This is a genomic window from Martinezella rhizogenes, assembly GCF_027460065.1.
Taxonomy (GTDB): Bacteria; Pseudomonadota; Alphaproteobacteria; order Rhizobiales; family Rhizobiaceae; genus Agrobacterium; species Agrobacterium rhizogenes_C.
The window spans coordinates 113399-136189 of the sequence record NZ_JAPYZZ010000016.1 but is presented as its reverse complement, the minus strand read 5'-3'; the positions used below and the strand labels follow the sequence as shown (position 1 = coordinate 136189).

General features: G+C 60.0%; 22 protein-coding genes. 12 read left to right on the top strand and 10 right to left on the bottom strand.

Annotation, left to right across the window (positions count from 1 at the left end; translation table 11 throughout):
* Positions 1–22: 22 nt before the first annotated feature.
* The 5 genes from O8B93_RS21575 to O8B93_RS21555 all read right to left on the bottom strand — a co-directional run bounded on the left by O8B93_RS21575 (position 23) and on the right by O8B93_RS21555 (position 3386).
* Positions 23–769, bottom strand: coding sequence for an electron transfer flavoprotein subunit beta/FixA family protein (locus O8B93_RS21575; protein ID WP_022563006.1), 747 nt, complete (start codon positions 767–769; stop codon positions 23–25).
* Between the two features lie 182 nt (positions 770–951).
* The gene (locus O8B93_RS21570) at positions 952–1725 is read right to left on the bottom strand and encodes a rhomboid family intramembrane serine protease (RefSeq protein ID WP_269711927.1); all 774 of its coding nucleotides are present in this window, start codon (positions 1723–1725) and stop codon (positions 952–954) included.
* A 32-nt stretch (positions 1726–1757) separates the two neighbouring features.
* Positions 1758–2336 (bottom strand): cob(I)yrinic acid a,c-diamide adenosyltransferase, encoded by a 579-nt coding sequence (locus O8B93_RS21565; RefSeq protein ID WP_269711926.1) that lies wholly within the window; start codon positions 2334–2336, stop codon positions 1758–1760.
* A gap of 1 nt (position 2337) precedes the next feature.
* Positions 2338–2535: a twin transmembrane helix small protein gene (locus O8B93_RS21560; RefSeq protein ID WP_006315578.1), complete on the bottom strand. Its 198-nt coding sequence runs from the start codon at positions 2533–2535 to the stop codon at positions 2338–2340.
* Between the two features lie 17 nt (positions 2536–2552).
* Positions 2553–3386 (bottom strand): SDR family oxidoreductase, encoded by an 834-nt coding sequence (locus O8B93_RS21555; protein WP_269711925.1) that lies wholly within the window; start codon positions 3384–3386, stop codon positions 2553–2555.
* A 176-nt stretch (positions 3387–3562) separates the two neighbouring features.
* Between O8B93_RS21555 and O8B93_RS21550 the strand changes: the two genes are divergently transcribed.
* Positions 3563–4480, top strand: a complete 918-nt coding sequence (locus O8B93_RS21550) for a YihY/virulence factor BrkB family protein (protein ID WP_269711924.1) — start codon at positions 3563–3565, stop codon at positions 4478–4480.
* Here O8B93_RS21550 and gluQRS read toward each other — a convergent pair.
* Positions 4448–5347 (bottom strand): tRNA glutamyl-Q(34) synthetase GluQRS, encoded by a 900-nt coding sequence (gene gluQRS, locus O8B93_RS21545; protein ID WP_269711923.1) that lies wholly within the window; start codon positions 5345–5347, stop codon positions 4448–4450. The genes O8B93_RS21550 and gluQRS overlap by 33 nt on opposite strands.
* Before the next feature lie 54 nt (positions 5348–5401).
* Between gluQRS and O8B93_RS21540 the strand changes: the two genes are divergently transcribed.
* Positions 5402–6049: a DNA-3-methyladenine glycosylase family protein gene (locus O8B93_RS21540; protein WP_269711922.1), complete on the top strand. Its 648-nt coding sequence runs from the start codon at positions 5402–5404 to the stop codon at positions 6047–6049.
* Positions 6050–6064: 15 nt separating this feature from the next.
* Here the strand turns inward: O8B93_RS21540 and O8B93_RS21535 are convergent, their stop codons facing one another.
* Complete coding sequence (locus tag O8B93_RS21535; protein ID WP_269711921.1) at positions 6065–7483, bottom strand: helix-turn-helix domain-containing protein; 1419 nt, start codon at positions 7481–7483, stop codon at positions 6065–6067.
* A 119-nt stretch (positions 7484–7602) separates the two neighbouring features.
* Here O8B93_RS21535 and O8B93_RS21530 point away from each other — a divergent pair, with 119 nt between their 5' ends.
* The 7 genes from O8B93_RS21530 (at position 7603) to O8B93_RS21500 (ending at position 17074) form a co-directional block, all read left to right on the top strand.
* Positions 7603–9135, top strand: a complete 1533-nt coding sequence (locus tag O8B93_RS21530) for an acyl-CoA carboxylase subunit beta (RefSeq protein WP_269711920.1) — start codon at positions 7603–7605, stop codon at positions 9133–9135.
* A gap of 102 nt (positions 9136–9237) precedes the next feature.
* Entirely contained in the window at positions 9238–10131 is an 894-nt protein-coding gene (gene yghU, locus O8B93_RS21525) for a glutathione-dependent disulfide-bond oxidoreductase (RefSeq protein ID WP_269711918.1), read from the top strand.
* Positions 10132–10228: 97 nt separating this feature from the next.
* Positions 10229–10606 carry a hypothetical protein gene (locus O8B93_RS21520; protein WP_046799812.1) on the top strand — a complete coding sequence of 126 codons (378 nt, stop codon included), beginning with the start codon at positions 10229–10231 and terminating at the stop codon, positions 10604–10606.
* Positions 10607–10651: 45 nt separating this feature from the next.
* Positions 10652–12655 carry an acetyl-CoA carboxylase biotin carboxylase subunit gene (locus tag O8B93_RS21515; protein WP_269711917.1) on the top strand — a complete coding sequence of 668 codons (2004 nt, stop codon included), beginning with the start codon at positions 10652–10654 and terminating at the stop codon, positions 12653–12655.
* A 133-nt stretch (positions 12656–12788) separates the two neighbouring features.
* Positions 12789–14930: a methylmalonyl-CoA mutase gene (gene scpA / locus O8B93_RS21510; RefSeq protein WP_269711916.1), complete on the top strand. Its 2142-nt coding sequence runs from the start codon at positions 12789–12791 to the stop codon at positions 14928–14930.
* Between the two features lie 13 nt (positions 14931–14943).
* Complete coding sequence (mce, locus tag O8B93_RS21505; RefSeq protein WP_269711915.1) at positions 14944–15360, top strand: methylmalonyl-CoA epimerase; 417 nt, start codon at positions 14944–14946, stop codon at positions 15358–15360.
* 166 nt (positions 15361–15526) lie between these two features.
* Entirely contained in the window at positions 15527–17074 is a 1548-nt protein-coding gene (locus O8B93_RS21500) for a glycerol-3-phosphate dehydrogenase (RefSeq protein ID WP_269711914.1), read from the top strand.
* A gap of 19 nt (positions 17075–17093) precedes the next feature.
* On the opposite strand, the gene O8B93_RS21495 is transcribed toward O8B93_RS21500, so the two are convergent.
* Entirely contained in the window at positions 17094–18326 is a 1233-nt protein-coding gene (locus O8B93_RS21495; protein WP_269711913.1) for an ROK family transcriptional regulator, read from the bottom strand.
* Between the two features lie 242 nt (positions 18327–18568).
* On the opposite strand from O8B93_RS21495, the gene xylF reads away from it, so the two are divergent.
* The 3 genes from xylF to O8B93_RS21480 all read left to right on the top strand — a co-directional run bounded on the left by xylF (position 18569) and on the right by O8B93_RS21480 (position 21804).
* A complete protein-coding gene (gene xylF, locus O8B93_RS21490; protein WP_269711912.1) occupies positions 18569–19609 on the top strand; it encodes a D-xylose ABC transporter substrate-binding protein in 1041 nt (346 codons plus the stop codon).
* Positions 19610–19689: 80 nt separating this feature from the next.
* Entirely contained in the window at positions 19690–21003 is a 1314-nt protein-coding gene (locus tag O8B93_RS21485) for a sugar ABC transporter permease (protein WP_269711911.1), read from the top strand.
* 18 nt (positions 21004–21021) lie between these two features.
* Complete coding sequence (locus O8B93_RS21480) at positions 21022–21804, top strand: ATP-binding cassette domain-containing protein (protein WP_269711910.1); 783 nt, start codon at positions 21022–21024, stop codon at positions 21802–21804.
* Between the two features lie 198 nt (positions 21805–22002).
* Here O8B93_RS21480 and O8B93_RS21475 read toward each other — a convergent pair whose 3' ends face one another.
* Positions 22003–22236 (bottom strand): hypothetical protein, encoded by a 234-nt coding sequence (locus tag O8B93_RS21475; RefSeq protein WP_080829454.1) that lies wholly within the window; start codon positions 22234–22236, stop codon positions 22003–22005.
* A 93-nt stretch (positions 22237–22329) separates the two neighbouring features.
* Positions 22330–22767 (bottom strand): helix-turn-helix domain-containing protein, encoded by a 438-nt coding sequence (locus tag O8B93_RS21470; RefSeq protein WP_269711908.1) that lies wholly within the window; start codon positions 22765–22767, stop codon positions 22330–22332.
* Between the last annotated feature and the right edge of the window lie 24 nt (positions 22768–22791).

The following is a 22791-nucleotide window of genomic DNA, read 5'->3' as shown; positions in this document are numbered from 1 at the left end:
AATATCTCCCTTTTCCGAAACCTTAGAGGACGCCGTCGGCTTTGAGCTTTTCGACCAGCTCGGCAACCGAGCCGACCTTGATGCCGGCCTTGCGGCCCGCCGGCTCCTCGGTCTTCAGCACCTTCAGGCGCGGCGAAACGTCGACGCCGAAATCGGCCGGAGCCTTTTTGTCGAGCGGCTTCTTTTTTGCCTTCATGATGTTCGGCAGCGAGGCGTAACGCGGCTCGTTCAGACGAAGATCGGTGGTGACGACGGCTGGCAGTTTCAGTTCGACGGTCTGCAGGCCGCCATCGACTTCACGGGTGACCGCGACCTTGCCGTCAGCCGGTACGACCTTGGAGGCAAACGTGCCCTGGCCCCAGCCGAGCAGGGCTGCCAGCATCTGGCCGGTCTGGTTCGAATCGTCGTCGATCGCCTGCTTGCCGACGATGACAAGACCGGGCTGCTCAGCCTCGGCCACGCCCTTCAGCAGCTTGGCGACGGCGAGCGGCTCGACGGTTTCGTCGGTCTCGATCAGGATGGCGCGGTCTGCACCCATGGCGAGCGCGGTGCGCAGCGTTTCTTCCGCCTTGGCCGGGCCGATGGAAACGACCACGACCTCTTCGGCCTTGCCGGCTTCCTTCAGGCGAAGGGCCTCTTCCACCGAGATTTCGTCGAACGGGTTCATCGACATCTTCACATTGGCAAGCTCAACGCCAGAACCATCCGCCTTCACGCGGATCTTCACGTTGTAATCGACGACTCGTTTAACGGGGACAAGGATTTTCATCGGCGGCTTTCCTCAAACTCCTGTCCGCGGGGCGGGTAAACCGCGCGGACCTCCAAAAACAGGTGGCGACATGGATAAGCATTTTTCCCGCAAATACAACGGAGCAATCTTCATTATCACATGCACGTAAGGCATATCTTACGTTGACGTTAACGTAAATACTGTATCTCTGACGAGAGCTCTCATCTACCCCCGTCATAGCCCCGTTCGATTTGCGACAACCCTGCCGTTTGCGACGTATTCTTGAACTGCGCCGCCCTCGGCGCAACAATGGTGCGGTCAAACAGGGGAACACCCGGCCTGCGCATGAAAATCACCATGATCGCGCCCGCCAGGATGCCGCCCACATGCGCGCCCCAGGAAACGTTTTCCTCCAGCCCCAGAGCCAGCATCAGAAACTGCTGACCGATCCACAGCGCCAGCGGAATGAAGGCGGGCAGGGGAAGCGGAATGCGCATCAGGACCAGCACCCAGACACGCACCCTGGGATGCAGCAGGAAATAGGCCGCTACCACGCCGGAAACCGCACCCGAGGCACCGATCAGAGGCCCTTCCGAAGTGGGGGCGACAAAGCCATGAAACAGGGCGCCGGCAATCGCGCAGACGAGGTAGAAGATCAGGAACCGGAGATGGCCAAGCGCATCCTCGACATTGTCGCCGAAGACCCAGAGAAACAGCATGTTGCCGGCCAGATGCCAGAAATCGAGATGCAGGAACGCATAGGTAACGACGGTGAGATCGTCAGGCACCACCTGCAGGGCCGGTTCCAGATGGGCGTAATCGAATACCACGGCGGGGATGAAACCGAGGCCTAGCGTTGCTGCATTGGCCTGCACGTCACTGGCAAGCACGCGGGTAAACAGCCAGACCAGCACATTGACGACGATCAGGCCGATGGTGACATATTGCAGCCGGATTTGTTTGAGGGAATTCGCATCGTGCAGCGGTATGAACATCGAACGCCCTTCGTTTGCCCCATGGATAGGCTTTAGCGGTTCTTGCCGGGAACCCACAGAATATCGGCCCGGCCCGCATCATTGGCGAAGCGGGCGGCGACGAACAGGAAATCGGACAGGCGATTGGCATATTTCAGCGCCGCCGGACTGACGATCTCGTTGTCAGTGACGGAAAGTTCCACCATCAACCTCTCCGCCCGGCGGCAGACGGTTCGCGCCATGTGCAGATTGGCGGCTGCCGCGCTGCCGCCCGGCAGCACGAAGGAAGTGAGCGGTTCAAGGGCGGAATTAAGCTCGTCGATTTCGTTTTCCAGACGCGTGACCTGGCTTTCGACAATGCGCAGCGGCTCGTAGGAAAGCGGCTCGCCATTATCAGGCGTGGCGAGATCGGCGCCGAGGTCGAAAAGATCGTTCTGGATGCGGAACAGCATGGCATCCAATGTTTCCACCCCGCCCGTATGGAGCCGCGCGACGCCGATGGCCGAATTGGTTTCGTCGACCGTGCCATAAGCCTCGACGCGAAGATCGTGCTTCAGGCGGCGCGGGCCGGAAACCAGCGCCGTCGTGCCTTTGTCTCCGGTGCGGGTGTAGATCTTGTTCAGCTTCACCATGTCAGCGGCCGCCACCGGTGAGCCAGAGGGTGAGCATGATCAGCACAATCGCGATGGCCTGCAAAAGCAGGCGAAGCTGCATCAGCTTGTTGGACCGGTTGGCGTCCTGTCCCTTCAGCATGTTGAAGAGGCCGCGTATCAGCACGATGACGACAAGGCCCATGGCGATAAGGGCCAGAACAGTGGTGAAGCCGGACATTTAGGGGTTACTCCTCCTCAATCGAATCTGCGCAGCAGACGATAGAACAGTCCGGCAGGCAAGAGCCGTTTCAGGATAAGCCCCTGTTTGGCTGGAACCGTGACGGGATAATGCGGTTTCGGTCTGGCGGCGGTCAGGGCATGTTTCAGCACGGCATAAACGGCCTCGGGGCCGAGCTTGTGGCGGTTGACCGGCCCCGAACCATCCATGCGCGCCAGCTGACGTTTATATTCCGCCGCATGGGCCGAATTTTCCAGATCGATCTTGTCCTTGACGTGGGCAAGCGCCGTTGCCGTGAATTTCGAGGTAATCGGACCGGGTTCGATCAGGCTCACATGGATGCCGCTGCCCTGAAGCTCCATGCGCAAGGTGACGCCGAGCCCTTCGATCGCAAATTTCGATGCGGTGTAGGCGCCACGATAACGATAGGGCACGAGGCCGAGAATGGAGGAGCAATGCACGATGCGGCCGGTGCCGCGAGCCCGCATGAAGGGAATGACCCGCCGTGTGAGATCGTGCCAGCCGAAGACATTGGTTTCGAACTGGGCTCTCAGCGCTTCGACGGGCAGGTCTTCCACCGCGCCCGGCTGGCCATAGGCGCCATTATTGAAAAGCGCATCGATACGGCCGCCGGTCCGGGCGGCAACAGTGTCCACCAGCGCGGCAATTGTTTCGGGCTTGGTGTAATCCATGATCAGGGTTTCGATGCCCTGATTTTCAAGCGCGGCCATGTCGACGATGCGGCGCACGGTGGCAAAAACCCGCCAGCCATCCCGCTGAAGCGCGCCGGCGCAATAGGCGCCGATGCCGGAAGAACATCCGGTAATGATGATGACCGGTTTTTCAGACATGTTCCGCCCCGCCAATGGTCTTTGCGCCAAGTTGCGCTCAGGTTCACAAAACTAAATTGCGCGAAATCCTTTTCGGCAATGGAACCGAAAGCCCGGCCTGCGCGCTGTACAAAACGAAGCTGACTTCCCATATTCGGGGCGAAGTTACAAATGAAATGCCGATGAATGGAGGTGACATGGTTGCCGCAGTGCGCCTGGCAGGCAAGGTTGCCTTCGATGCCTATTCCCATTTCGCCGAGGATGACGGCTGGGCGATGGCGAGCCATATGGCGCTCTCCATTCTGCTGGCGCTATTCCCGTTCCTGATCTTCGGCACGGCTCTGGCCGGTTTTCTCGGTGCCGACCAGTTTTCCGAAACGGCGGTGCATCTGATTTTCGATACCTGGCCGGAGGCGATTGCCGGGCCGCTGGCGGCGCAGGTGCAGCAGGTGCTGACCATTCCGCGCGGCGGGCTGCTGACGATTTCGGTGCTGGCCGCCGCCTACTTCGCCTCCAACGGTGTCGAAGCACTGCGCATTTCGCTGAACCGCGCCTATCGCGTCACCGAGACACGCTGGTGGTATATCACCCGCCTGCTCAGCCTGCTCTACGTGCTGATTGCCGTGGTGGTCTTTACCGGCATCAGCATCGTGCTCGTCGCCGTGCCGGTCGCCATGTCCTTTGCCGAGCAACGGTTCCCTTGGTTGACGGATTTGCTGAACACCGTCTCCAGCCTCGGCCTTTACGGCACGATCGTGGTGCTGACGGCGGGGCTGGTGGCGGCGCATCTGTGGTTGCCCGCCGGCAAGCGCCGCATCTGGGATGTCTGGCCCGGTATTCTGTTGACGATGATCTTCTGGGTCATCGGTGCGGCGATCTTCGCCTATTATCTTTCCACCTTCGCCAATTATGCCGCCACCTATGCGGGTCTGGCATCCGTCATGGTGGTTCTGGTGTTTCTGTATATGGTCGGCGTCATCTTCATGCTGGGCGCGGAGGTGAATGCGGCCCTGATGAAATACAAGGTTCGGCAGATCATCCGCCGCAATATCGGCAGCAATGGCACGCGCCGCGAGCGGGCGCTAGAGGAGGCCGACAAGCCGGCGGATATCTGAGGGCGTTGCACCTTCGGCACGGAGAGCGGCAAGGCCGGTGCTGCCTTCGCTTTTCGAAAGCTTTCGCCCGTCCGCGCCCAAAATCAGCCGGTGATGGTGATAGGCGGGTTGCGGCAGGGCCAGCAGGTGCTGCAGCAGCCGGTGGATGGCGGTCGCATGGAACAGATCCATGCCGCGCACCACATGGGTTATGCCCTGCAGCGCATCATCCACCACGACGGAAAGATGATAGCTCGAAGGCGCGTCGGAACGTGACAGCACCACATCACCCCAGAGTGTCGGCTGGGCCTCGATTTTCCCCGTCTCGCCATCGCCGCTCTCCTGCCAGAACAGGGGGCTGTCGACGGCGCGGATCGCCTTTTCCATATCAAGCCGCCAGGCATGTTGCTGACCGGAGGCGAGGAGTTTTGTCCGTTCCGCCTCGGGCCTTTCGCGGTCCACCGATGGATAGAGCGGCGCGCCATCTGGATCGCGGGGCCAGAGCCCGCCATCGGCCTCGAAGGCTTTGACGATGGCTTTGGTTTCTCCACGGCTGAGAAAGGCGGGGTAGGCAAGGCCCGCGTCGATCAGCCTGTCCAGCACTACCCGATATTCGTCGAAATGGTCTGATTGACGTCGCACCGGCCTTTCCCAGTCGAGACCCAACCAGCCGAGATCATCGTAGATCGCCTGCTCAAGTTCCGGCGTGCACCGTGTCTGATCGATATCCTCGATACGCAGCAAAAAACGGCCGCCATTGTCCTGCGCCATATCATGGTTCAGGAAGGCGGAAAGCGCATGGCCGAGATGCAGCAAGCCGTTGGGGCTTGGCGCAAAGCGGTAAACCGGTTTTTGACGGAGAGGCGAAGGCATGGTTTCTTCTGCCATGTTTTAAAGCACCCCGCCAGCCGGCTGCGTGTGGGGCGGATACGGAATGCGAAGATGAAAATCATTACCAGAATGGATGATATCAACGAAGGGCTGGAGCATCTCGCCCGCCTCGATCCCGCGCTCAGCCTCGTCATCGAAAAAGCCGGCCCGCTGGAACTGCGCATTCATGAGCCCGGCTTTGCCGGCCTTGCCCATATCATCGTCTCGCAGATGGTGTCGCGCGCCAGCGCCAATGCCATCTGGGCACGAATCCTTGCCGGCACCGATGGCGCGGTTACGGCGGAAAATTATCTCGCCGTACCGGAGGAGCGGCGCGCCACCTTTGGCCTTTCCCGTGCCAAGGCAACGACGCTGGAAGGGCTGGCGCGTGCCGTCACGGAAGGGCAGATCGATCTTGATGGCGTGGTGCGCAATGAGCCGGGAAATGCCCTTTCCGAGCTGGTCGCGCTTCGTGGTATCGGCCCATGGACGGCGGAGGTCTATCTGATGTTCTGCGGCGGATATCCGGATATTTTTCCGGTGGGGGATGTGGCGCTGAGATCGGCAGTGGCGCATGCGCTTGATCTGGAAGTGAGGCCGGAAGCGAAATGGCTGGCGGAGCGGGCGACACTCTGGTCGCCGTGGCGCTCCGTGGCCGCCCGGCTTTTCTGGGGTTATTATGCCAATATCATGCGTCGCGCGATGGTGCCGCTGCCATAAGCGAGCTGCGTGAGGCTAAAAATCTGCGATGCTGTAGGGCAATGCTCCACGCGATAGGTGGTCGAATTGCAGTTTGCGTTTCAGCGGCGGTACGGCGCGCTGCACGCAATCCACCCTTTCGCAGACCCGACAGGAAATGCCGATCGGTTTGAAGGAGGCTGAATTGCCGAGATCGAGCGTATCGGCATAAACGAAATTCTGCGCATGGGAAATTTCGCAGCCAAGCGCGATGGCGTAACGCGGCCTCTCGGTATTGAAACCGGCACCGGCCTTTTCGATCTGCGTGGCAATGGAAAGATAGCGCACGCCGTCAGGCGTTTCCGCCAGCTGCCGCACGATCCTGTCGGAGCTTTCGAAAGCCTGATGGATGTTCCACAGCGGACAGGCCGCGCCGAAACGGGCAAATTGCAGTCGTGTAGCGCTGTGGCGTTTGGTGATGTTGCCGGCGCGGTCGATCTTGGCAAAAAAGATCGGCACGCCCTTCAAGCCCGGCCGTTGCAGCGTGCTGAGCCTATGCGCCACCTGTTCGAGGCTTGCGCCGAAACGCACGGCCAGAAGCTCGAGATCATGGCGCAGTTCCTGCGCCGCCCGGTGAAAGCGGCCATAGGGCAGGATGAGGGCTGCGGCGAAATAATTATGCAGCCCGATACGACAGATTTCCGCGGCTTCGGCATTGCGGAAACCGGCGCCGGCCAGCAGCCTGTCTATCGAAGCGCCGGCGTGAAGCTGGGCGATCTGCAATGCCAGCTGAAAGCTGCGGGTCGGCGCGGCCATGTAGGAGCTGAGCGCGAGGGTTTTGCCGGCAGGATCGTAGTGCCGGATCAGACCGCCCGCCGCCTCCGTTCGGGTGATATGGATGCCGTAACGGTTGCGCAGATGTGCCGCCAGAATGCCGTAGGTCTCGCCGCCTTCTATCTCCAGTTCCTGCCCCAGCTCCTCGGCCAGAAGATCGATCTCGGCGACGTAATTGTCGACGAAGTGGAAGAAATCGCGCACCTCCTCATAGGGGGTTCTTTCCACCTGCGCGGTTCCGCGGCCCAGCCGGTCGTCCAGCTGCACCAGCTGCTCGCTGTTCTGGCGATAGGCCTGATGGGCGCGCAGCAGCGCATGGGCAAAACCGGGAGCGTTCTGGGCAATCAGCTTCAATTCCTGAAGTCCCGGTTCGTAATTCATGAACAGCGGATCTTTCAGTGCCTCTCGCACGGCGGAAACCAGCCGGTCGTTCTCGCCGGTCGCCAGTTCCGCCATGTCGAGCTGGAATTTTTCCACCAGCGTCACCAGAACGCTGGCCGAAACCGGGCGCTGGTTGTTTTCGATTTGGTTCAGGTAACTTGCGGAGATGCCCAGCCGTTCGGCAAATTGCGCCTGCGTGGCGCGGGCATTTTCGCGAAGGCCGCGAACCTTGCGGCCGATGAAGAGTTTTTCCGTCGCCATGTTGCAACTTTGCAAAATTTAATATTGCAAATATTTATGGCACGCATACGCGCACGATCAAGGCTTCTGGACGACTATTTTCTGGGCTATGGATCGTAATGGCAACGCATGGAGGAAACATGCCCGGCATTCTGGAGCAGTTGGAAACGCGGCGGGAAGAGGCAAGGCTCGGCGGTGGCGTCAAGCGCATCGAGGCGCAGCATGCCAAGGGCAAGCTGACGGCGCGCGAGCGCATCGACGTGCTTTTGGATGAAGGTTCCTTCGAAGAATACGACATGTATGTCACCCACCGGGCGGTGGATTTCGGCATGGCGGCCCAGAAGATCGCCGGCGATGGCGTCGTTACCGGCTGGGGCACCATCAATGGCCGGCAGGTCTATGTTTTTTCCCAGGATTTCACCGTGCTTGGCGGTTCGCTCTCGGAAACCCACGCCCAGAAAATCTGCAAGATCATGGATATGGCGGTCAGGAACGGCGCGCCGGTGATTGGGCTCAACGACAGCGGCGGCGCGCGCATTCAGGAAGGCGTGGCCTCGCTTGGCGGTTATGCCGACGTCTTCAAGCGCAATGTCGTCGCCTCCGGCGTCGTGCCGCAAATCTCCGTCATCATGGGGCCATGTGCCGGCGGTGCCGTTTATTCGCCCGCCATGACGGATTTCATCTTCATGGTGCGCGACACGTCCTACATGTTCGTCACCGGGCCGGATGTGGTGAAGACGGTGACGAACGAAATCGTCACGGCCGAAGAGCTGGGCGGGGCCTCCACCCATACGAAAAAATCCTCTGTCGCTGACGGCGCTTACGAAAACGACATCGAAACGCTGGAAAATGTGCGGCTGCTGTTCGATTTCCTGCCGCTCAACAATCGCGAAAAGCCGCCGGTACGTCCGTTCCATGACGATCCGGCGCGGCTGGAAGCACGGCTGGATACGCTGATCCCCGACAGTTCCAACAAGCCCTACGACATGAAGGAACTGATCCACGCGCTGGCCGACGAGGGCGATTTCTTTGAGTTGCAGGAGGCCTTTGCCCGCAACATCATCACCGGCTTCATCCGTCTCGAAGGCCAGACGGTGGGGGTTGTGGCCAACCAGCCGATGGTGCTGGCCGGCTGCCTCGATATCGACAGTTCGCGCAAGGCCGCCCGTTTCGTGCGCTTCTGCGATGCCTTCAACATTCCGCTGCTGACGCTGGTGGATGTGCCGGGTTTCCTGCCCGGCACGGCGCAGGAATATGGCGGCGTCATCAAGCACGGCGCAAAACTTCTCTTCGCCTATTCGGAGGCAACGGTGCCGATGGTGACGCTGATTACGCGCAAGGCCTATGGCGGTGCTTATGACGTGATGGCCTCCAAACACATTGGCGCAGATGTGAACTACGCCTGGCCGACGGCGGAAATCGCCGTCATGGGCGCCAAGGGGGCGGCGGAAATCCTTTATCGTTCCGAGCTTGCCGATCCCGAGAAGATCGCCGCGCGCACGAAGGAATATGAGGAGCGTTTCGCCAATCCCTTCGTGGCGGCAGAGCGCGGTTTCATCGACGAGGTCATCATGCCGCATTCCTCACGCCGCCGCATCGCCCGCGCGTTTGCGTCGCTGCGTGGCAAGAGCGTCGAAACCCGCTGGAAGAAACACGATACTATTCCGCTCTGATCCGCTGCGGGGCTGGAAAAATGCTTCGGCCACCTTACTATATTGATGTTCAGGCGCCCGGATGTCCGGATGTCCTCCCGAAACGAACAAGGACACATTTTCATGGCCGAAAATTCCTCCGCCGATAATTTCCCCGCCGGATATGAACCGCCCAAGGTCTGGACCTGGGACAAGGGCAATGGCGGTCAGTTCGCCAATATCAACCGCCCGATTGCCGGTCCCACCCATGAAAAGGAACTGCCTGTTGGCAAGCACCCGCTGCAGCTTTATTCGCTGGCGACGCCGAACGGCCAGAAGGTTTCCATCATGCTGGAAGAATTGCTGGCCGCTGGCCACAAGGGCGCAGAATATGATGCGTGGCTGATCAAGATCGGTGAAGGCGACCAGTTCGGTTCCGGTTTTGTCGGTGTCAATCCGAATTCCAAGATCCCGGCGCTGATGGATCATTCGACATCAGAGCCGACGCGGGTTTTCGAAAGCGGTTCGATCCTCGTTTATCTCGCGGAAAAATTCGGCGCTTTCCTGCCGAAAGAGGGCAATGCCCGCACGCAGGCGCTGAACTGGCTGTTCTGGCAGATGGGCTCCGCCCCCTTTCTCGGCGGCGGTTTCGGGCATTTCTACGCCTATGCGCCGGTAAAGATCAAATACGCCATCGATCGTTACGCCATGGAAGTGAAACGCCAGCTGGACGTGCTGGACCGGCATCTGGCGGAGAACCGTTATCTGGCCGGTGACGAATACACGATTGCCGACATGGCCGTCTGGCCGTGGTATGGCAAGATCGCGCTCGGTCAGGCCTATGGTGATGCCGGCGCTTTCCTTGAAGGCGATGGCTACAAGAACCTCATGCGCTGGACGCTTGAAATCGGCGAACGCCCGGCGGTAAAACGCGGCGTGATCGTCAACAAGACCTCGGGCGATCCGTCCGAACAACTGCATGAACGCCACGATGCCTCCGACTTCGAGACGAAGACGCAGGACAAGATCGGCAAGTAACGAGAGACTGGAGCGCTTCTGGTTTATTGGACCGTGGAAGCGCTCTCATTATTTAAATTTGCGCATTTTACTGGAAATGCTTCTGGAAGGAAAAGACATGGCGAACCTGCCCGAAATGACCAAACACAAGGGGTTTCCCTCCGGCATGCCAAGCACGGGCGTCCAGTTCACCATCCGCCGCGCCAACCCCAAAGGGGTAACGCCCATCAAGATGATACCCCGCAGGGCACGCGACGACTCCAAGGAGCATCGCATCGATGCAGCCTTTCTGCACTCGCTCTGGCACCATTTCGGGCCTGAGCCCTTCGAGCGGGGCAATCTCGACGCTGCCCGCCTCAACCTGCTGTTCGGCCGCGAAGTTCTTCCGGCGGAGAAGAATTTCGATCCGCTGTCTTATCAGGCGATGCTTGTTATCGATGAGCGTGTCGCCCGGCAGAACTTCCCGGAATCCTTCGAGAATTTCTTCGAGATTTGACGACTACTCACGGGTTTGCGCTGAGGGAAGAGGGGCAACAACCGCATGATCAAGAAAATCCTCATCGCCAATCGTGGCGAGATTGCCTGCCGGGTGATCAAGACGGCTAAGAAAATGGGCATTGCCACCGTCGCGGTCTATTCTGATGCAGATGCCAATGCGCTGCATATAAATATGGCTGATGAGGCCATTCATATCGGCCCGGCCCCTTCGTCGCAGTCCTATATCGTCATCGACAAAATCCTTGAGGCGATTGCAAAGACCGGGGCGGATGCGGTGCATCCGGGTTACGGGTTCCTGTCGGAAAATGCCGCCTTTGCCGAGGCGCTGGAGAAGGCGGGCGTCATTTTCATCGGCCCGCCCGTTGGCGCCATCAAGGCGATGGGTGACAAGATCACCTCGAAAAAACTCGCGGCGGAAGCGGGTGTTTCCACCGTTCCCGGCCATATGGGACTGATCGGCGATGCTGAAGAGGCGGTCAAGATCGCGTCGCAGATCGGTTATCCCGTGATGATCAAGGCCTCTGCTGGCGGCGGCGGCAAGGGCATGCGCATCGCCTTTAACGACGCCGAGGCGCGTGAGGGTTTCCAGTCCTCGAAAAACGAGGCGAAATCCTCTTTTGGCGACGACCGCATCTTCATCGAGAAATTCGTCACCCAGCCACGCCATATCGAGATACAGGTGCTGGGCGACCGGCATGGCAATATTCTTTATCTCGGTGAGCGCGAATGCTCGATCCAGCGCCGCAACCAGAAAGTCATCGAGGAAGCACCGTCGCCGTTTCTGGATGAGGCAACTCGGCATGCAATGGGACAAGAGGCTGTGGCGCTGGCAAGGGCCGTCGGCTACCATTCGGCCGGAACGGTGGAATTCATCGTTGATGGCGCGCGCAATTTCTATTTTCTGGAAATGAACACCCGCCTGCAGGTGGAGCATCCGGTCACGGAACTCGTCACCGGCATTGATCTGGTCGAGCAGATGATCCGTGTGGCATCAGGGGAAAAGCTGTCCTTCGGGCAGGCGGATGTGAAGCTGAACGGCTGGGCGATTGAAAGCCGGCTTTATGCCGAAGACCCCTATCGCAACTTCCTGCCCTCCATCGGCCGGCTGACGCGCTATCGCCCGCCGCAGGAAGGCGAGCAGGAAAACGGCACCGTGATCCGCAACGATACCGGCGTTTTCGAAGGCGGCGAGATATCGATGTATTACGATCCGATGATCGCCAAGCTGTGCAGCTGGGGTAAGGACCGCGAAACGGCAATCGACGCCATGGGAGAGGCGTTGGACCGTTTCGAGGTGGAGGGTATCGGCCACAACCTGCCGTTCCTGTCGGCGGTCATGCAACATGAGCGTTTTCGCTCCGGCAGGCTGACGACGGGCTTTATCGCGGAAGAATTTCCGGAAGGCTTTTCCGGGGTAGAGCCTGATGAGACCGCTGCACGCAAGCTTTCCGCCATTGCGGCCATTATTCAGCAACGCTTGCAGAACCGCGCGGTCGAAATTTCCGGCACCATCGGCAATCACCGCCGCATCGTCGGCCATGACTGGGTGGTTTCGTTTGGCGCCTTCCGCCGCGGGATCAGCGTTGAAACCGGTGCGGATGGCACGGCGGTCCGTTTTGAGGACGGAACGGCTTTGACCGTCGACACCGGCTGGCGTCCCGGCCAGAGCCTTGGCCTCTTCACGGTTGCGGGCGAGGTCATCGCCGCCAAGGTCGATCTTGCCGGTGCCGCGATCCGCCTTCGCTGGCGGGGCATGGATGTTGTCGCCCGCGTGCGCAGCCCCCGCGTGGCGGAACTGGCATTGCTGATGCCGGAAAAACTGCCGCCGGATACCTCGAAACTGCTGCTGTGCCCCATGCCGGGCGTCATCACCGGCATCACGGTGAGCGAGGGTGACGAGGTGGAGGCCGGGCAGGCGCTGGCGACGGTTGAGGCCATGAAGATGGAAAACATCCTGCGTGCCGAAAAACGCGGCCGCGTCGCCAGAGTGGCGGCAAAGCCGGGCGACAGCCTTGCTGTGGATGAGGTGATCCTCGAATTCGAGTGATGGCCGCTGCCGTTTTTCCGGAACGCATGTGGGCCGCAGCGGTTTATGGGGTCGGACCTGCGGGCGGATCGTTCGATTTTCGTCACGATCACCCGCCACAGTGCTAAGATGAAATGCAGAAGGGGAGAGATGCATGTCGGGTGAAAAAACGGTGCGGGATTGGCTGCAGCTTGCCGAAAAGGAGCTGAAGCGGTCACCGGAAACACTCGTCTGGCACACGCCTGAAGGTATCGAGGTTAAGCCTCTCTATACCGCCGACGATCTGCAAAAGGTTTCCCATCTCGAAAGCCTGCCGGGTTTTGCGCCCTTCACCCGCGGTCCGCGCGCCACCATGTATGCCGGGCGGCCCTGGACCATCCGCCAATATGCCGGTTTCTCCACCGCCGAAGCGTCGAACGCTTTTTATCGCAAGGCGCTTTCCGCCGGCCAGCAGGGCGTTTCCGTGGCGTTCGATCTTGCCACCCATCGCGGTTATGACAGCGACCATCCGCGCGTGGAGGGTGATGTCGGCAAGGCCGGTGTGGCGATCGACAGCGTCGAGGACATGAAAATCCTGTTCGATGGCATCCCGCTCGAAAAAGTCTCGGTATCGATGACCATGAACGGCGCCGTCATTCCCGTCCTCGCCAATTTCATCGTCGCGGGGGAAGAACAGGGCGTTCCGCGCGCTGCGCTTTCCGGCACCATTCAGAACGATATCCTGAAAGAGTTCATGGTCCGCAACACTTACATTTATCCGCCCGAACCCTCGATGCGGATCATTGCCGACATCATCGAATATACGGCGAAGGAGATGCCGAAATTCAACTCCATCTCCATTTCCGGTTATCACATGCAGGAAGCGGGCGCGACGCTGGTGCAGGAGCTGGCCTTCACGCTCGCGGATGGCCGCGAATATGTGCGGGCGGCGCTGGCCAAGGGACTGAATGTCGATGATTTCGCCGGGCGCCTGTCGTTCTTTTTCGCCATCGGCATGAATTTCTTCATGGAGGCTGCCAAGCTGCGTGCCGCCCGCCTGCTGTGGTCGCGCATTATGGAGGAATTCAAGCCGCAAAAGGCGTCGTCGCTGATGCTGCGCACCCATTGCCAGACTTCCGGGGTGTCCTTGCAGGAGCAGGATCCCTATAACAACATCGTCCGCACCGCCTTCGAGGCCATGTCCTCCGTGCTTGGTGGTACGCAGTCGCTGCACACCAATTCCTTTGACGAGGCGATTGCCCTGCCGACGGAATTTTCCGCCCGCATCGCCCGTAATACCCAGCTTATCCTCCAGCATGAAACCGGCGTCACCAAGGTCGTCGACCCGCTGGCTGGCTCCTACTATGTCGAGAGCCTGACGGACGAACTGGCTCAAAAGGCCTGGGCGCTGATCGAGGAAGTCGAGGCGCTTGGCGGCATGACCAAGGCCGTGACGGAGGGTCTGCCGAAACGGCTGATCGAGGAGGCCGCGACACGCCGACAGGCAGCCGTGGACAAAGGGGAGGAGGTCATTGTCGGGGTCAATCGCTACCGGCTGGAGACCGAAGAGGATATTGATGTCCTCAATATCGACAACGCCGCTGTGCGTGCCGCGCAAATCCGCCGCATCGAAGATACGCGCCGCCGCCGCGACGGCAAGGATGTGACCGCCGCTTTGCAGGCGCTCTCGGAAGTGGCCCGCAGCGGCAAGGGCAATATTCTTCAAGCCGCTGTCGTGGCTTCCCGTGCCCGCGCCACTGTCGGCGAGATTTCCGACGCGCTGCGTGTGGCCTTCGGCGACCACGCCGCCGTGCCGGAGGTGGTGAGCGATATTTACGGCGAGGCCTACAAGGATGAACCGGAGCTTGCCACGCTCTCCGCCCGGCTTTCCGGTGTCGCGGAAAGGATCGGCAAGAAGCCGCGCATCATGGTCGCAAAGCTCGGGCAGGACGGGCATGATCGTGGCGCCAAGGTCATCGCTTCTGCCTTCGGCGATATCGGGTTTGATGTGCTGGCTGGACCGCTGTTCCAGACGCCAGCGGAGGCGGCCGATCTCGCCGTTGAGAACCAGGTGCATGTGGTCGGCATGTCATCGCTCGCTGCCGGTCACAAGACCCTAGCGCCGCAGCTGGTCGAGGCGCTGAAACAGAAGGGTGCGGAAGACATCATCGTCGTTGTCGGCGGCGTCATTCCGCGCCAGGATTATCAGTTCCTGCTCGATCACGGTGTCGCCGCTATCTTCGGCCCCGGCACCAATGTCATGGATGCGGCCAACAAGGTGCTCGACCTGCTCGAGGGCATCAGGCGAAATGCGTGAGGGGTTTGCAAGCATGTTCGGAAGATTGAACCACGTCGCCCTTGCCGTGCCTGATCTCGGTGCCGCCGTTTCGCGATACACGGCGCTTGGTGCACAGGTTTCCGAGCCGCAAGCGTTGCCGGAACATGGCGTGACGGTGGTGTTCATTCAGGCTGATAATACCAAGATCGAACTGCTTCACCCGCTCGGGGAAAATTCGCCGATTGCCGCTTTTCTCGAAAGAAATCCGGGCGGCGGCACGCATCATCTCTGCTTCGAGGTGCCGGATATTCTGGCAGCGCGTGATGATCTTGTCCAGAAAGGCATCCGTATTCTCGGCGATGGCGAACCGAAGACCGGCGCGCATGGCAATCCAGTCCTTTTCCTGCACCCGAAGGATATGGGCGGCGTGCTTTACGAGCTTGAGCAGGTTTCGCAGACACACGGCTGAAACATAAATCTCCTAGGAGGCTGACCCTGTGAGGTATCGCTCACGGGTGGTGTTTTCACTTGTGTCTGCGAAGTTCGTTTGTTTTCTTTTGACATTCGTTTTGTTTTCGTTTTTATGTGGTTGTCTTTCCATAAAGGGTGTTCCCTTGCATTGTCGCGGAGGCTTCATGTCCGGCGAAAACAACATTTTCGATCTCTTTGTCATCGGCGGCGGCATCAATGGCTGCGGCATTGCCCGCGATGCGGCGGGCAGGGGTTATTCCGTGGCGCTTGCCGAAAAGGGCGATTTCGCCTCTGGCACCTCGTCAGCGGCCACCAAGCTCATCCATGGCGGTCTGCGTTACCTCGAACATTACGAATTTCGCCTCGTGCGCGAAGCGCTGATGGAGCGGGAAATTCTGTGGGCCATGGCGCCGCATGTCATCTGGCCGATGCGTTTCGTCCTGCCCGTGCAAAAGGGCGGCGTTCGTCCTTCATGGATGGTCCGGCTTGGCCTGTTTCTTTATGACAATCTCGGCGGCCGCAAGCTGTTGCCATCGACGCGCACGCTCGATCTTTGCAAGGACCCGGCTGGCAAACCGCTGAAGCCTGTTTTCGCCAAGGCTTTCGAATATTCCGACGGCTGGGTGGATGATGCCCGTTTCGTGGTTCTCAATGCACGCGACGCGGCGGATCGTGGCGCGACGATCATGAACCGCACGCGGGTCGTTTCGGCGCGGCGCGAAGGTGGGCTGTGGCTCATCGAGACGTTGGACGAAAAAACCGGCCGGCCGGCCACGCACAGGGCCCGCATGCTGGTCAATGCCGCCGGCCCCTGGGTGGATGACGTGCTTTCCGGCGTCTTCGGCCGCAAGGATGTTCACAATGTCCGGCTCGTGCAGGGCAGCCACATCATCGTGCGTAAAAAATTTTCCGATCCGCGTGCCTATTTCTTCCAGAACCCCGATAACCGCATCATCTTTGCCATTCCCTATGAGCGGGATTTCACCCTGATCGGCACCACGGATCGCGACTACAAAGGCGATCCGGCCAAGGTGCGTATCTCCGAGGAAGAGATTTCCTATCTCTGCAATGCGGCGAGCGACTATTTCAGCGAGCCGGTGCGCCCGGACGATATCGTCTGGACCTATTCCGGCGTGCGGCCGCTCTTTGATGACGGCGCCTCGAAAGCGCAGGAAGCCACCCGCGATTACGTACTGAAGGTGGAAGAAGCCGAAGGCGAAGCGCCGCTCCTCAATATTTTCGGTGGCAAGCTCACCACCTATCGGCGGCTGGCGGAACATGCGCTGGAAAAGATCGGTGCGGCGATCGGTGAAAAGGGCGAGCCGTGGACGGCGGGCTCCCACCTGCCGGGCGGCGATTTCGGCGTGCAGCGATTTGACGCGCAGGTGAAGACGCTGCTCTCGCGTTATTCCTTCCTGGATGAACGCCATGCCGAGCGGCTCGTCAAAAACTACGGCACGAAGGCAGCGGACCTGCTCGGATCCGCCACTGATGTTTCCGGCCTCGGCCGGCATTTTGGCGGCACGCTTTACGAGTGCGAAGTGCGCTGGCTGGTGGAGAATGAATGGGCCTTTTCGGCCGAGGATATTCTCTGGCGCCGCACAAAACAGGGCCTGCGTTTGAGCAAGGACGAAGCGGCCGCGCTGGACGAATTCGTGGCCGAGCTGACGGGCGTCAGAGAAAATTCGAAAGCGATGGCGCAGCGAGCCTGAATACCCGTCGGCTGCCGTCTCAGCCCGCCGAATTCCGCACCGGTTTCTGAGCGCCTTCGGCGCTCAGGATATAATCGTCGGCGGCGGAAAGCGCGTGTTCCATGTGGCCTTCGAACACCAGTTCCGGTTCGTTGGGGGCGATGGCGATTTTTGGCATGCCGCCGAAACGGACAGCCTGCGATTGCGTCAGCCCGTCGCGTAGGCCACTTTCCAGTAGATCGAAATAACGTGTGCCGGGTCCGGTGATGAAAACCGGCATATGGCCGTGCAGGCTGAACAGGCGCGAAAGGCCGTTGCCCAGTGCAAGTCCGGCGGTGCGGAAGGCGAAACGTGCCATGCGCGCACCGGCGCGGGCTGAAGCGGCGATCTTGTCCACCTCGGCGATCGGTACGAATTTTGCGGGCTCCGCCTGTGGCGGGGCTTCGAAAGCCGAGCGCAGGATGGCATAAAAGCCTGAATAGGCCTCGATACAGCCTCTGGTGCCGCAGCGGCATAAAGCGCCGTCAGCGAGGTGCAGCATATGACCGAAATTGGGAGCGCTGACCTCGATTGCGCCGCCTCCGGAGCGGGCAACGCCGAGGCCGATGCTATGGCCGAGCGACAGGGTGACGAGCGATTCCGGCGCTGCCTCATCTTTCGCATGTTCCCGCATCCAGATAGCCTTGGCGGCAAGCAGGGTTTCGTTGTTCAGCGTCACGCGCTTGCGCTCATCCCCGGATATTAGCTGCTGGAAATCGATCCTTTCATCGCCGAGAACCGGCGACCAGAGAAGCGTCGCCGTCGCCGCATCCACCAGCCCCTTGCTGCTGATCGAGACCTGCAGGATGTGGTTTCGGTCAATGCGCGAGCGATCGGCAAGCCTCGAAAGGCCGGCGAGGATCGCGTTACCGAACCTGCCTTTCTCAGTCGTCATTCTCTGTTCGGTGAACCGGTCCACCAGCTTGCCGGCATAATCGACCAGCGAATATTGCACGCTGTCGGACGAGATGATGATGATGGCGACGTGGCAGAAGGCACCATCCGGCGCGAAGAGAATGCGCGGTCGTCCACGGCCTGCAGCGGCGATCTGTTCCTTGCGCAGAATGAGGCCGGTCCGCTCCAGATCGGTGGTGATGACGGAAACGGTGGCGGAGGCGAGCCCGGTGAAGGACGACATGTCCGTGTGGGACAGGCTGCCGTGGAGGCGCAGCGCCGCCATCACCGACAGGCTGTTTTTCTGGCGCACCAGTTCCGTGCTTGCAATGGCGGACATGGGCTGGGGCATGCTCCCTGAACGGCTTTTTTCCTGTCGTGTTTATCCCCTCTGATGGCGCATACCACGAAAAGGATCAAGGCACCCGGATGCTGCCCGAAGCCGTTGTTGACAGCATGGGGAATCTCTGACATTAATTTTCTCGACTGTCGAGAAAATTGTGAAATCACAGAGACCGACAGCTTTTTCCGGGCGTTTTCCCTGCATGGAGGTGCAGGCTTCGCCCTTACCGGGAGGACATCATGAATTCATTTGCCAAGCTTTTGGCGGGTACGGCCGTACTCGTTTCCCTGCACACTGCCGCCATTGCGGCTGATCTCGTCGTTGGCGTTTCCTGGTCGAATTTCCAGGAAGAACGCTGGAAGACGGATGAGGCGGCCATCAAGGCAGCACTCGACAAGGCCGGTGCGAAATACATCTCCGCCGATGCGCAATCGTCTGCCGCAAAGCAGCTGACCGACGTGGAATCGCTGATTTCCCAGGGCGCCAACGCGCTGATCATCCTGGCGCAGGACAGCGACGCGATTGGCCCGGCCGTTGAAAAGGCCGTTGCCGAGGGTATTCCGGTCGTCGGTTATGACCGTCTGATCGAAAACAAGAACGCCTTCTACATCACCTTCGACAACAAGGAAGTCGGTCGCCTTCAGGCCGCCGAAGTCTTCAAGGTCAAGCCGGAAGGCAACTACGTCTTCATCAAGGGTTCGTCTTCCGATCCGAATGCCGACTTCCTCTTCGCTGGGCAGCAGGAAGTGCTGAAGAAGGCAATCGACGCCGGCAAGATCAAGAATGTCGGCGAAGCCTATACCGATGGCTGGAAGCCGGAAAATGCCCAGAAGAACATGGAGCAGTTCCTGACCAAGAACAACAACAAGGTCGATGCGGTCGTCGCCTCGAACGATGGCACGGCCGGTGGCGCCATCGCCGCTCTTGCTGCGCAGGGCATGGCCGGTTCGGTTCCGGTCTCCGGCCAGGATGCGGACTTCGCCGCGCTCAACCGCGTTGCGCTCGGTACGCAGACTGTATCCGTCTGGAAAGACAGCCGCGAACTCGGCAAGGAAGCTGCCGGTATTGCGCTTGCGCTGGCCGGTGGCAAGAAGATGACGGAAATCAAGGGCGTCACCGCCTTTGACGGCGGTCCCAAGAAAGTGACGATGCAGTCGGTCTTCCTCAAGCCGATCGCCATCACCAAGGACAATCTCGGCACCGTCATCGATGCTGGCTGGATCAAGAAGGAAACGGCTTGCCAGGGTGTGAAGGCCGGATCCGTCAAGGCCTGCAACTGAGACCGGTAGGTTGATGTTTGGGCGCCGCGTCACGATCAGGTGGCGCGGCGCTTTTCAGATGTAAGGAGGACCGGCAGTCCATGGCCGACATGACACAATCCAATTCCACAGCGTCCCCCAAGACGGAAAAGACGGGCTCGATTTCGCGTTTCATCAGCGCCACGGAGCTTGATACCCGGCTGCTCGGCATGGTCGGCGCGCTTCTTCTGATCTGGATCGGATTTCATATCCTGTCCGGCGGCCTGTTCCTGACGCCGCGAAACCTCTGGAACCTCTCGGTACAGACCGCTTCCGTGGCTGTGATGGCGACCGGCATGGTACTCGTCATCGTCACCCGCAACATCGATCTGTCGGTCGGGTCGATCCTCGGCTTTTCCGGCATGATCATGGGTGTCATGCAGGCGGAAATCCTGCCGCAGCTCCTCGGTTTCGAACATTGGGCGACATGGATCGTCACGCTGCTGGTCGGCATTCTCGTCGGCGGTGCCATCGGCATGTTGCAGGGCTCGATCATCGCATTCCTCAATGTACCGTCCTTCATCGTCACGCTTGGTGGCCTGCTTGTCTGGCGCGGCGGCACCTGGTTCGTCACCAGCGGCCGCACCGTGGCGCCGATGGATTCCACCTTCCGCCTGATGGGTGGTGGCACCAGCGGCTCGATCGGCGCGACATGGAGCTGGATCGCTGCCGTCATCGCCTGTGTCGCCATCGTTGCGGCAATCCTCAATTCCCGCCATCAGCGCCGCCGCTTCGGTTTCCCGCTGCGGCCGGTCTGGGCGGAATATTTCCTGGTGGCACTCGGCTGCTTCGTCGTCATCGGTTTCGTGGCTGTCGTCAACAGCTACCCTTGGCCGATCAACATCGCCCGCAACTATGCCGATGCTAATGGTATCGCCTGGCCGGATGGCGGTCTGTTCATTCCGCACGGCATTGCCATTCCGGTGCTGATGGCGCTCGCCGTCGGTGCCGTCATGACCTTCATTGCGACGAGGCTGCGCTTTGGCCGCTATGTCTTCGCCATCGGCGGTAACCCGGAAGCGGCGGAATTGGCCGGCATCAAGACCCGCTGGGTCACGGTGAAGATTTTCACGCTGATGGGCGTTCTGTGTGCCATCGCTGCGGCAATTTCCACGGCCCGCCTCAACGCGGCCACCAATGCCCAGGGTGAACTCGACGAACTTTATACGATCGCGGCCGCGGTCATCGGCGGCACCTCGCTTGCCGGCGGTGTCGGCACCATAGCGGGCGCGATGCTCGGCGCGCTCGTCATGCAATCGCTGCAGTCCGGCATGGTGCTGGTGGGCATCGATACGCCTTTCCAGCGCATCGTCGTCGGTGTGGTCCTGGTCGTCGCCGTCTGGCTCGACACCATCTATCGCGCCCGCGCCAAGTAAGAACCGAGGAGAACCCCAATGACGGAACAAGTCACGCCCCTCGTGGAAATGCGCAATATTTCCATTTCCTTCGGCGGTATCCATGCGGTGGAAAACGCCTCAGTCGATCTTTTCCCCGGCGAGGTGGTCGCCCTTCTTGGCCACAACGGCGCAGGCAAATCGACGCTCATCAAGATATTGTCCGGCGCATATAGGCGCGATGGTGGCGAAATCCTCATCAATGGCGAGGATGCGGATATCCGCAATCCCCGCGACGCCAAGAAATACGGCATCGAAACCATCTACCAGACGCTGGCAGTGGCCGATAATGTCGATGCGGCGGCCAATCTTTATCTCGGCCGCGAGCTGAAGACGAAATGGGGCACGCTAGACGATGTCGCCATGGAAGCCTCGGCCCGCGAAGTGATGGGACGCCTCAACCCCAATTTCCGGCGGTTCAAGGAGCCGGTGAAGGCGCTCTCGGGTGGTCAGCGTCAGTCTGTCGCCATTGCCCGCGCCATTCTGTTCGATGCCCGCATCCTCATCATGGACGAACCGACGGCAGCACTCGGACCGCAGGAAACGGCGCAGGTGGGCGACCTCGTCAAGGAGCTGAAACGGCAGGGCATCGGCATCTTCCTCATCAGCCACGATATCCATGACGTCTTCGATCTGGCTGACCGGGTTTTCGTCATGAAAAACGGCAAGGTGGTCGGTCATGCGCGGACCGAGGATGTCACCAAGGACGAGGTTCTCGGCATGATCATTCTGGGCAAGGTGCCATCAGGCGCGGTGGCGGGGCCGGGCGCGGTCGTCTCCTGACGACTGGATTTGGCAGTCTTTACGTCCGATATAAATCGAGGCCCGGTAAAACCGGGCCTCGACAAACGCTAGGAACAAAAGTTCTTGGGTTGATTATAAAATATGTGCGTCCGGTGTGTTTCAGCCCAGCCGGAACCGCAGACGAAAAATGTCTGCGGCTCTGCGCAATTGCAGACGCGGTCTCTTTAATTTGGTTGTTTAATGTAGTTCGGCGTGTGCGAAACCGCTGCCGTTCATCTCTGCGCCTGCCTGTGGCAAGCCATGCTGATTGATGTCCTGGGCCAGCGACAACAATGCCATTTCCAGGAAATAGGTCGACATGCCGAGTTCCAGAGATTTGGAGCGCTGGCAGAGATAGGACACCATCCGCCCGAGCGCCAGAATCTCGTCCGCATTGTCCTGTTCAACTATTGCTGTGGTAGACGCCACCATGATTCCCTCTCGACAGTCGACAGTATGAAACGCGTTGATCCCGCGTTGTTCATTTTCGACCATATCGAGCGTCACGCGAGCGTCACACCTGCGTCAATCGTCGCTTTTGTCCGTCGGCGCGGCGACATTTTCAGCCGTTTCGCTCGCTGCTAGCGACGTCACGAGGGCAACGATGCTTCTGCGAACGGCCGTGCTCTTGATCCGCGAAAAGGCCTGATTGAGCGAAAACCCTTCATTCGAGGCCACGAAGGTCTGCATGGCATTGATCGTGCCAAGCGCCGGGTTGGCGGCTCCGCCATCGGGCGTGGCATTGGCGAACAGAGAGCTGACCTCGACGCCAAGGATCGACGCAATGGCCTGCAGACGGGACGCGCCGACGCGGTTGGCGCCCTTTTCATACTTCTGGACCTGCTGGAAGGTGATGCCCAATCGCCCGGCCAGCGCGCTCTGGCTCATACCGAGCGACTTGCGGCGCATTCTGATCTGTGTGCCCACATGGACATCAATAGGGCTGGGTAGTTTGGCTTGCATTACAAATTCCTCCTGTGTGAGGTT

Bases quoted from the DNA above. Each gene is read 5' to 3' on its own strand.
- O8B93_RS21575 (WP_022563006.1), bottom strand. From the start codon at position 769: ATGAAAATCCTTGTCCCCGTTAAACGAGTCGTCGATTACAACGTGAAG.
- O8B93_RS21570 (WP_269711927.1), bottom strand. From the start codon at position 1,725: ATGTTCATACCGCTGCACGATGCGAATTCCCTCAAACAAATCCGGCTG.
- O8B93_RS21565 (WP_269711926.1), bottom strand. From the start codon at position 2,336: ATGGTGAAGCTGAACAAGATCTACACCCGCACCGGAGACAAAGGCACG.
- O8B93_RS21560 (WP_006315578.1), bottom strand. From the start codon at position 2,535: ATGTCCGGCTTCACCACTGTTCTGGCCCTTATCGCCATGGGCCTTGTC.
- O8B93_RS21555 (WP_269711925.1), bottom strand. From the start codon at position 3,386: ATGTCTGAAAAACCGGTCATCATCATTACCGGATGTTCTTCCGGCATC.
- O8B93_RS21550 (WP_269711924.1), top strand. From the start codon at position 3,563: ATGGTTGCCGCAGTGCGCCTGGCAGGCAAGGTTGCCTTCGATGCCTAT.
- gluQRS (WP_269711923.1), bottom strand. From the start codon at position 5,347: ATGGCAGAAGAAACCATGCCTTCGCCTCTCCGTCAAAAACCGGTTTAC.
- O8B93_RS21540 (WP_269711922.1), top strand. From the start codon at position 5,402: ATGAAAATCATTACCAGAATGGATGATATCAACGAAGGGCTGGAGCAT.
- O8B93_RS21535 (WP_269711921.1), bottom strand. From the start codon at position 7,483: ATGGCGACGGAAAAACTCTTCATCGGCCGCAAGGTTCGCGGCCTTCGC.
- O8B93_RS21530 (WP_269711920.1), top strand. From the start codon at position 7,603: ATGCCCGGCATTCTGGAGCAGTTGGAAACGCGGCGGGAAGAGGCAAGG.
- yghU (WP_269711918.1), top strand. From the start codon at position 9,238: ATGGCCGAAAATTCCTCCGCCGATAATTTCCCCGCCGGATATGAACCG.
- O8B93_RS21520 (WP_046799812.1), top strand. From the start codon at position 10,229: ATGGCGAACCTGCCCGAAATGACCAAACACAAGGGGTTTCCCTCCGGC.
- O8B93_RS21515 (WP_269711917.1), top strand. From the start codon at position 10,652: ATGATCAAGAAAATCCTCATCGCCAATCGTGGCGAGATTGCCTGCCGG.
- scpA (WP_269711916.1), top strand. From the start codon at position 12,789: ATGTCGGGTGAAAAAACGGTGCGGGATTGGCTGCAGCTTGCCGAAAAG.
- mce (WP_269711915.1), top strand. From the start codon at position 14,944: ATGTTCGGAAGATTGAACCACGTCGCCCTTGCCGTGCCTGATCTCGGT.
- O8B93_RS21500 (WP_269711914.1), top strand. From the start codon at position 15,527: ATGTCCGGCGAAAACAACATTTTCGATCTCTTTGTCATCGGCGGCGGC.
- O8B93_RS21495 (WP_269711913.1), bottom strand. From the start codon at position 18,326: ATGTCCGCCATTGCAAGCACGGAACTGGTGCGCCAGAAAAACAGCCTG.
- xylF (WP_269711912.1), top strand. From the start codon at position 18,569: ATGAATTCATTTGCCAAGCTTTTGGCGGGTACGGCCGTACTCGTTTCC.
- O8B93_RS21485 (WP_269711911.1), top strand. From the start codon at position 19,690: ATGGCCGACATGACACAATCCAATTCCACAGCGTCCCCCAAGACGGAA.
- O8B93_RS21480 (WP_269711910.1), top strand. From the start codon at position 21,022: ATGACGGAACAAGTCACGCCCCTCGTGGAAATGCGCAATATTTCCATT.
- O8B93_RS21475 (WP_080829454.1), bottom strand. From the start codon at position 22,236: ATGGTGGCGTCTACCACAGCAATAGTTGAACAGGACAATGCGGACGAG.
- O8B93_RS21470 (WP_269711908.1), bottom strand. From the start codon at position 22,767: ATGCAAGCCAAACTACCCAGCCCTATTGATGTCCATGTGGGCACACAG.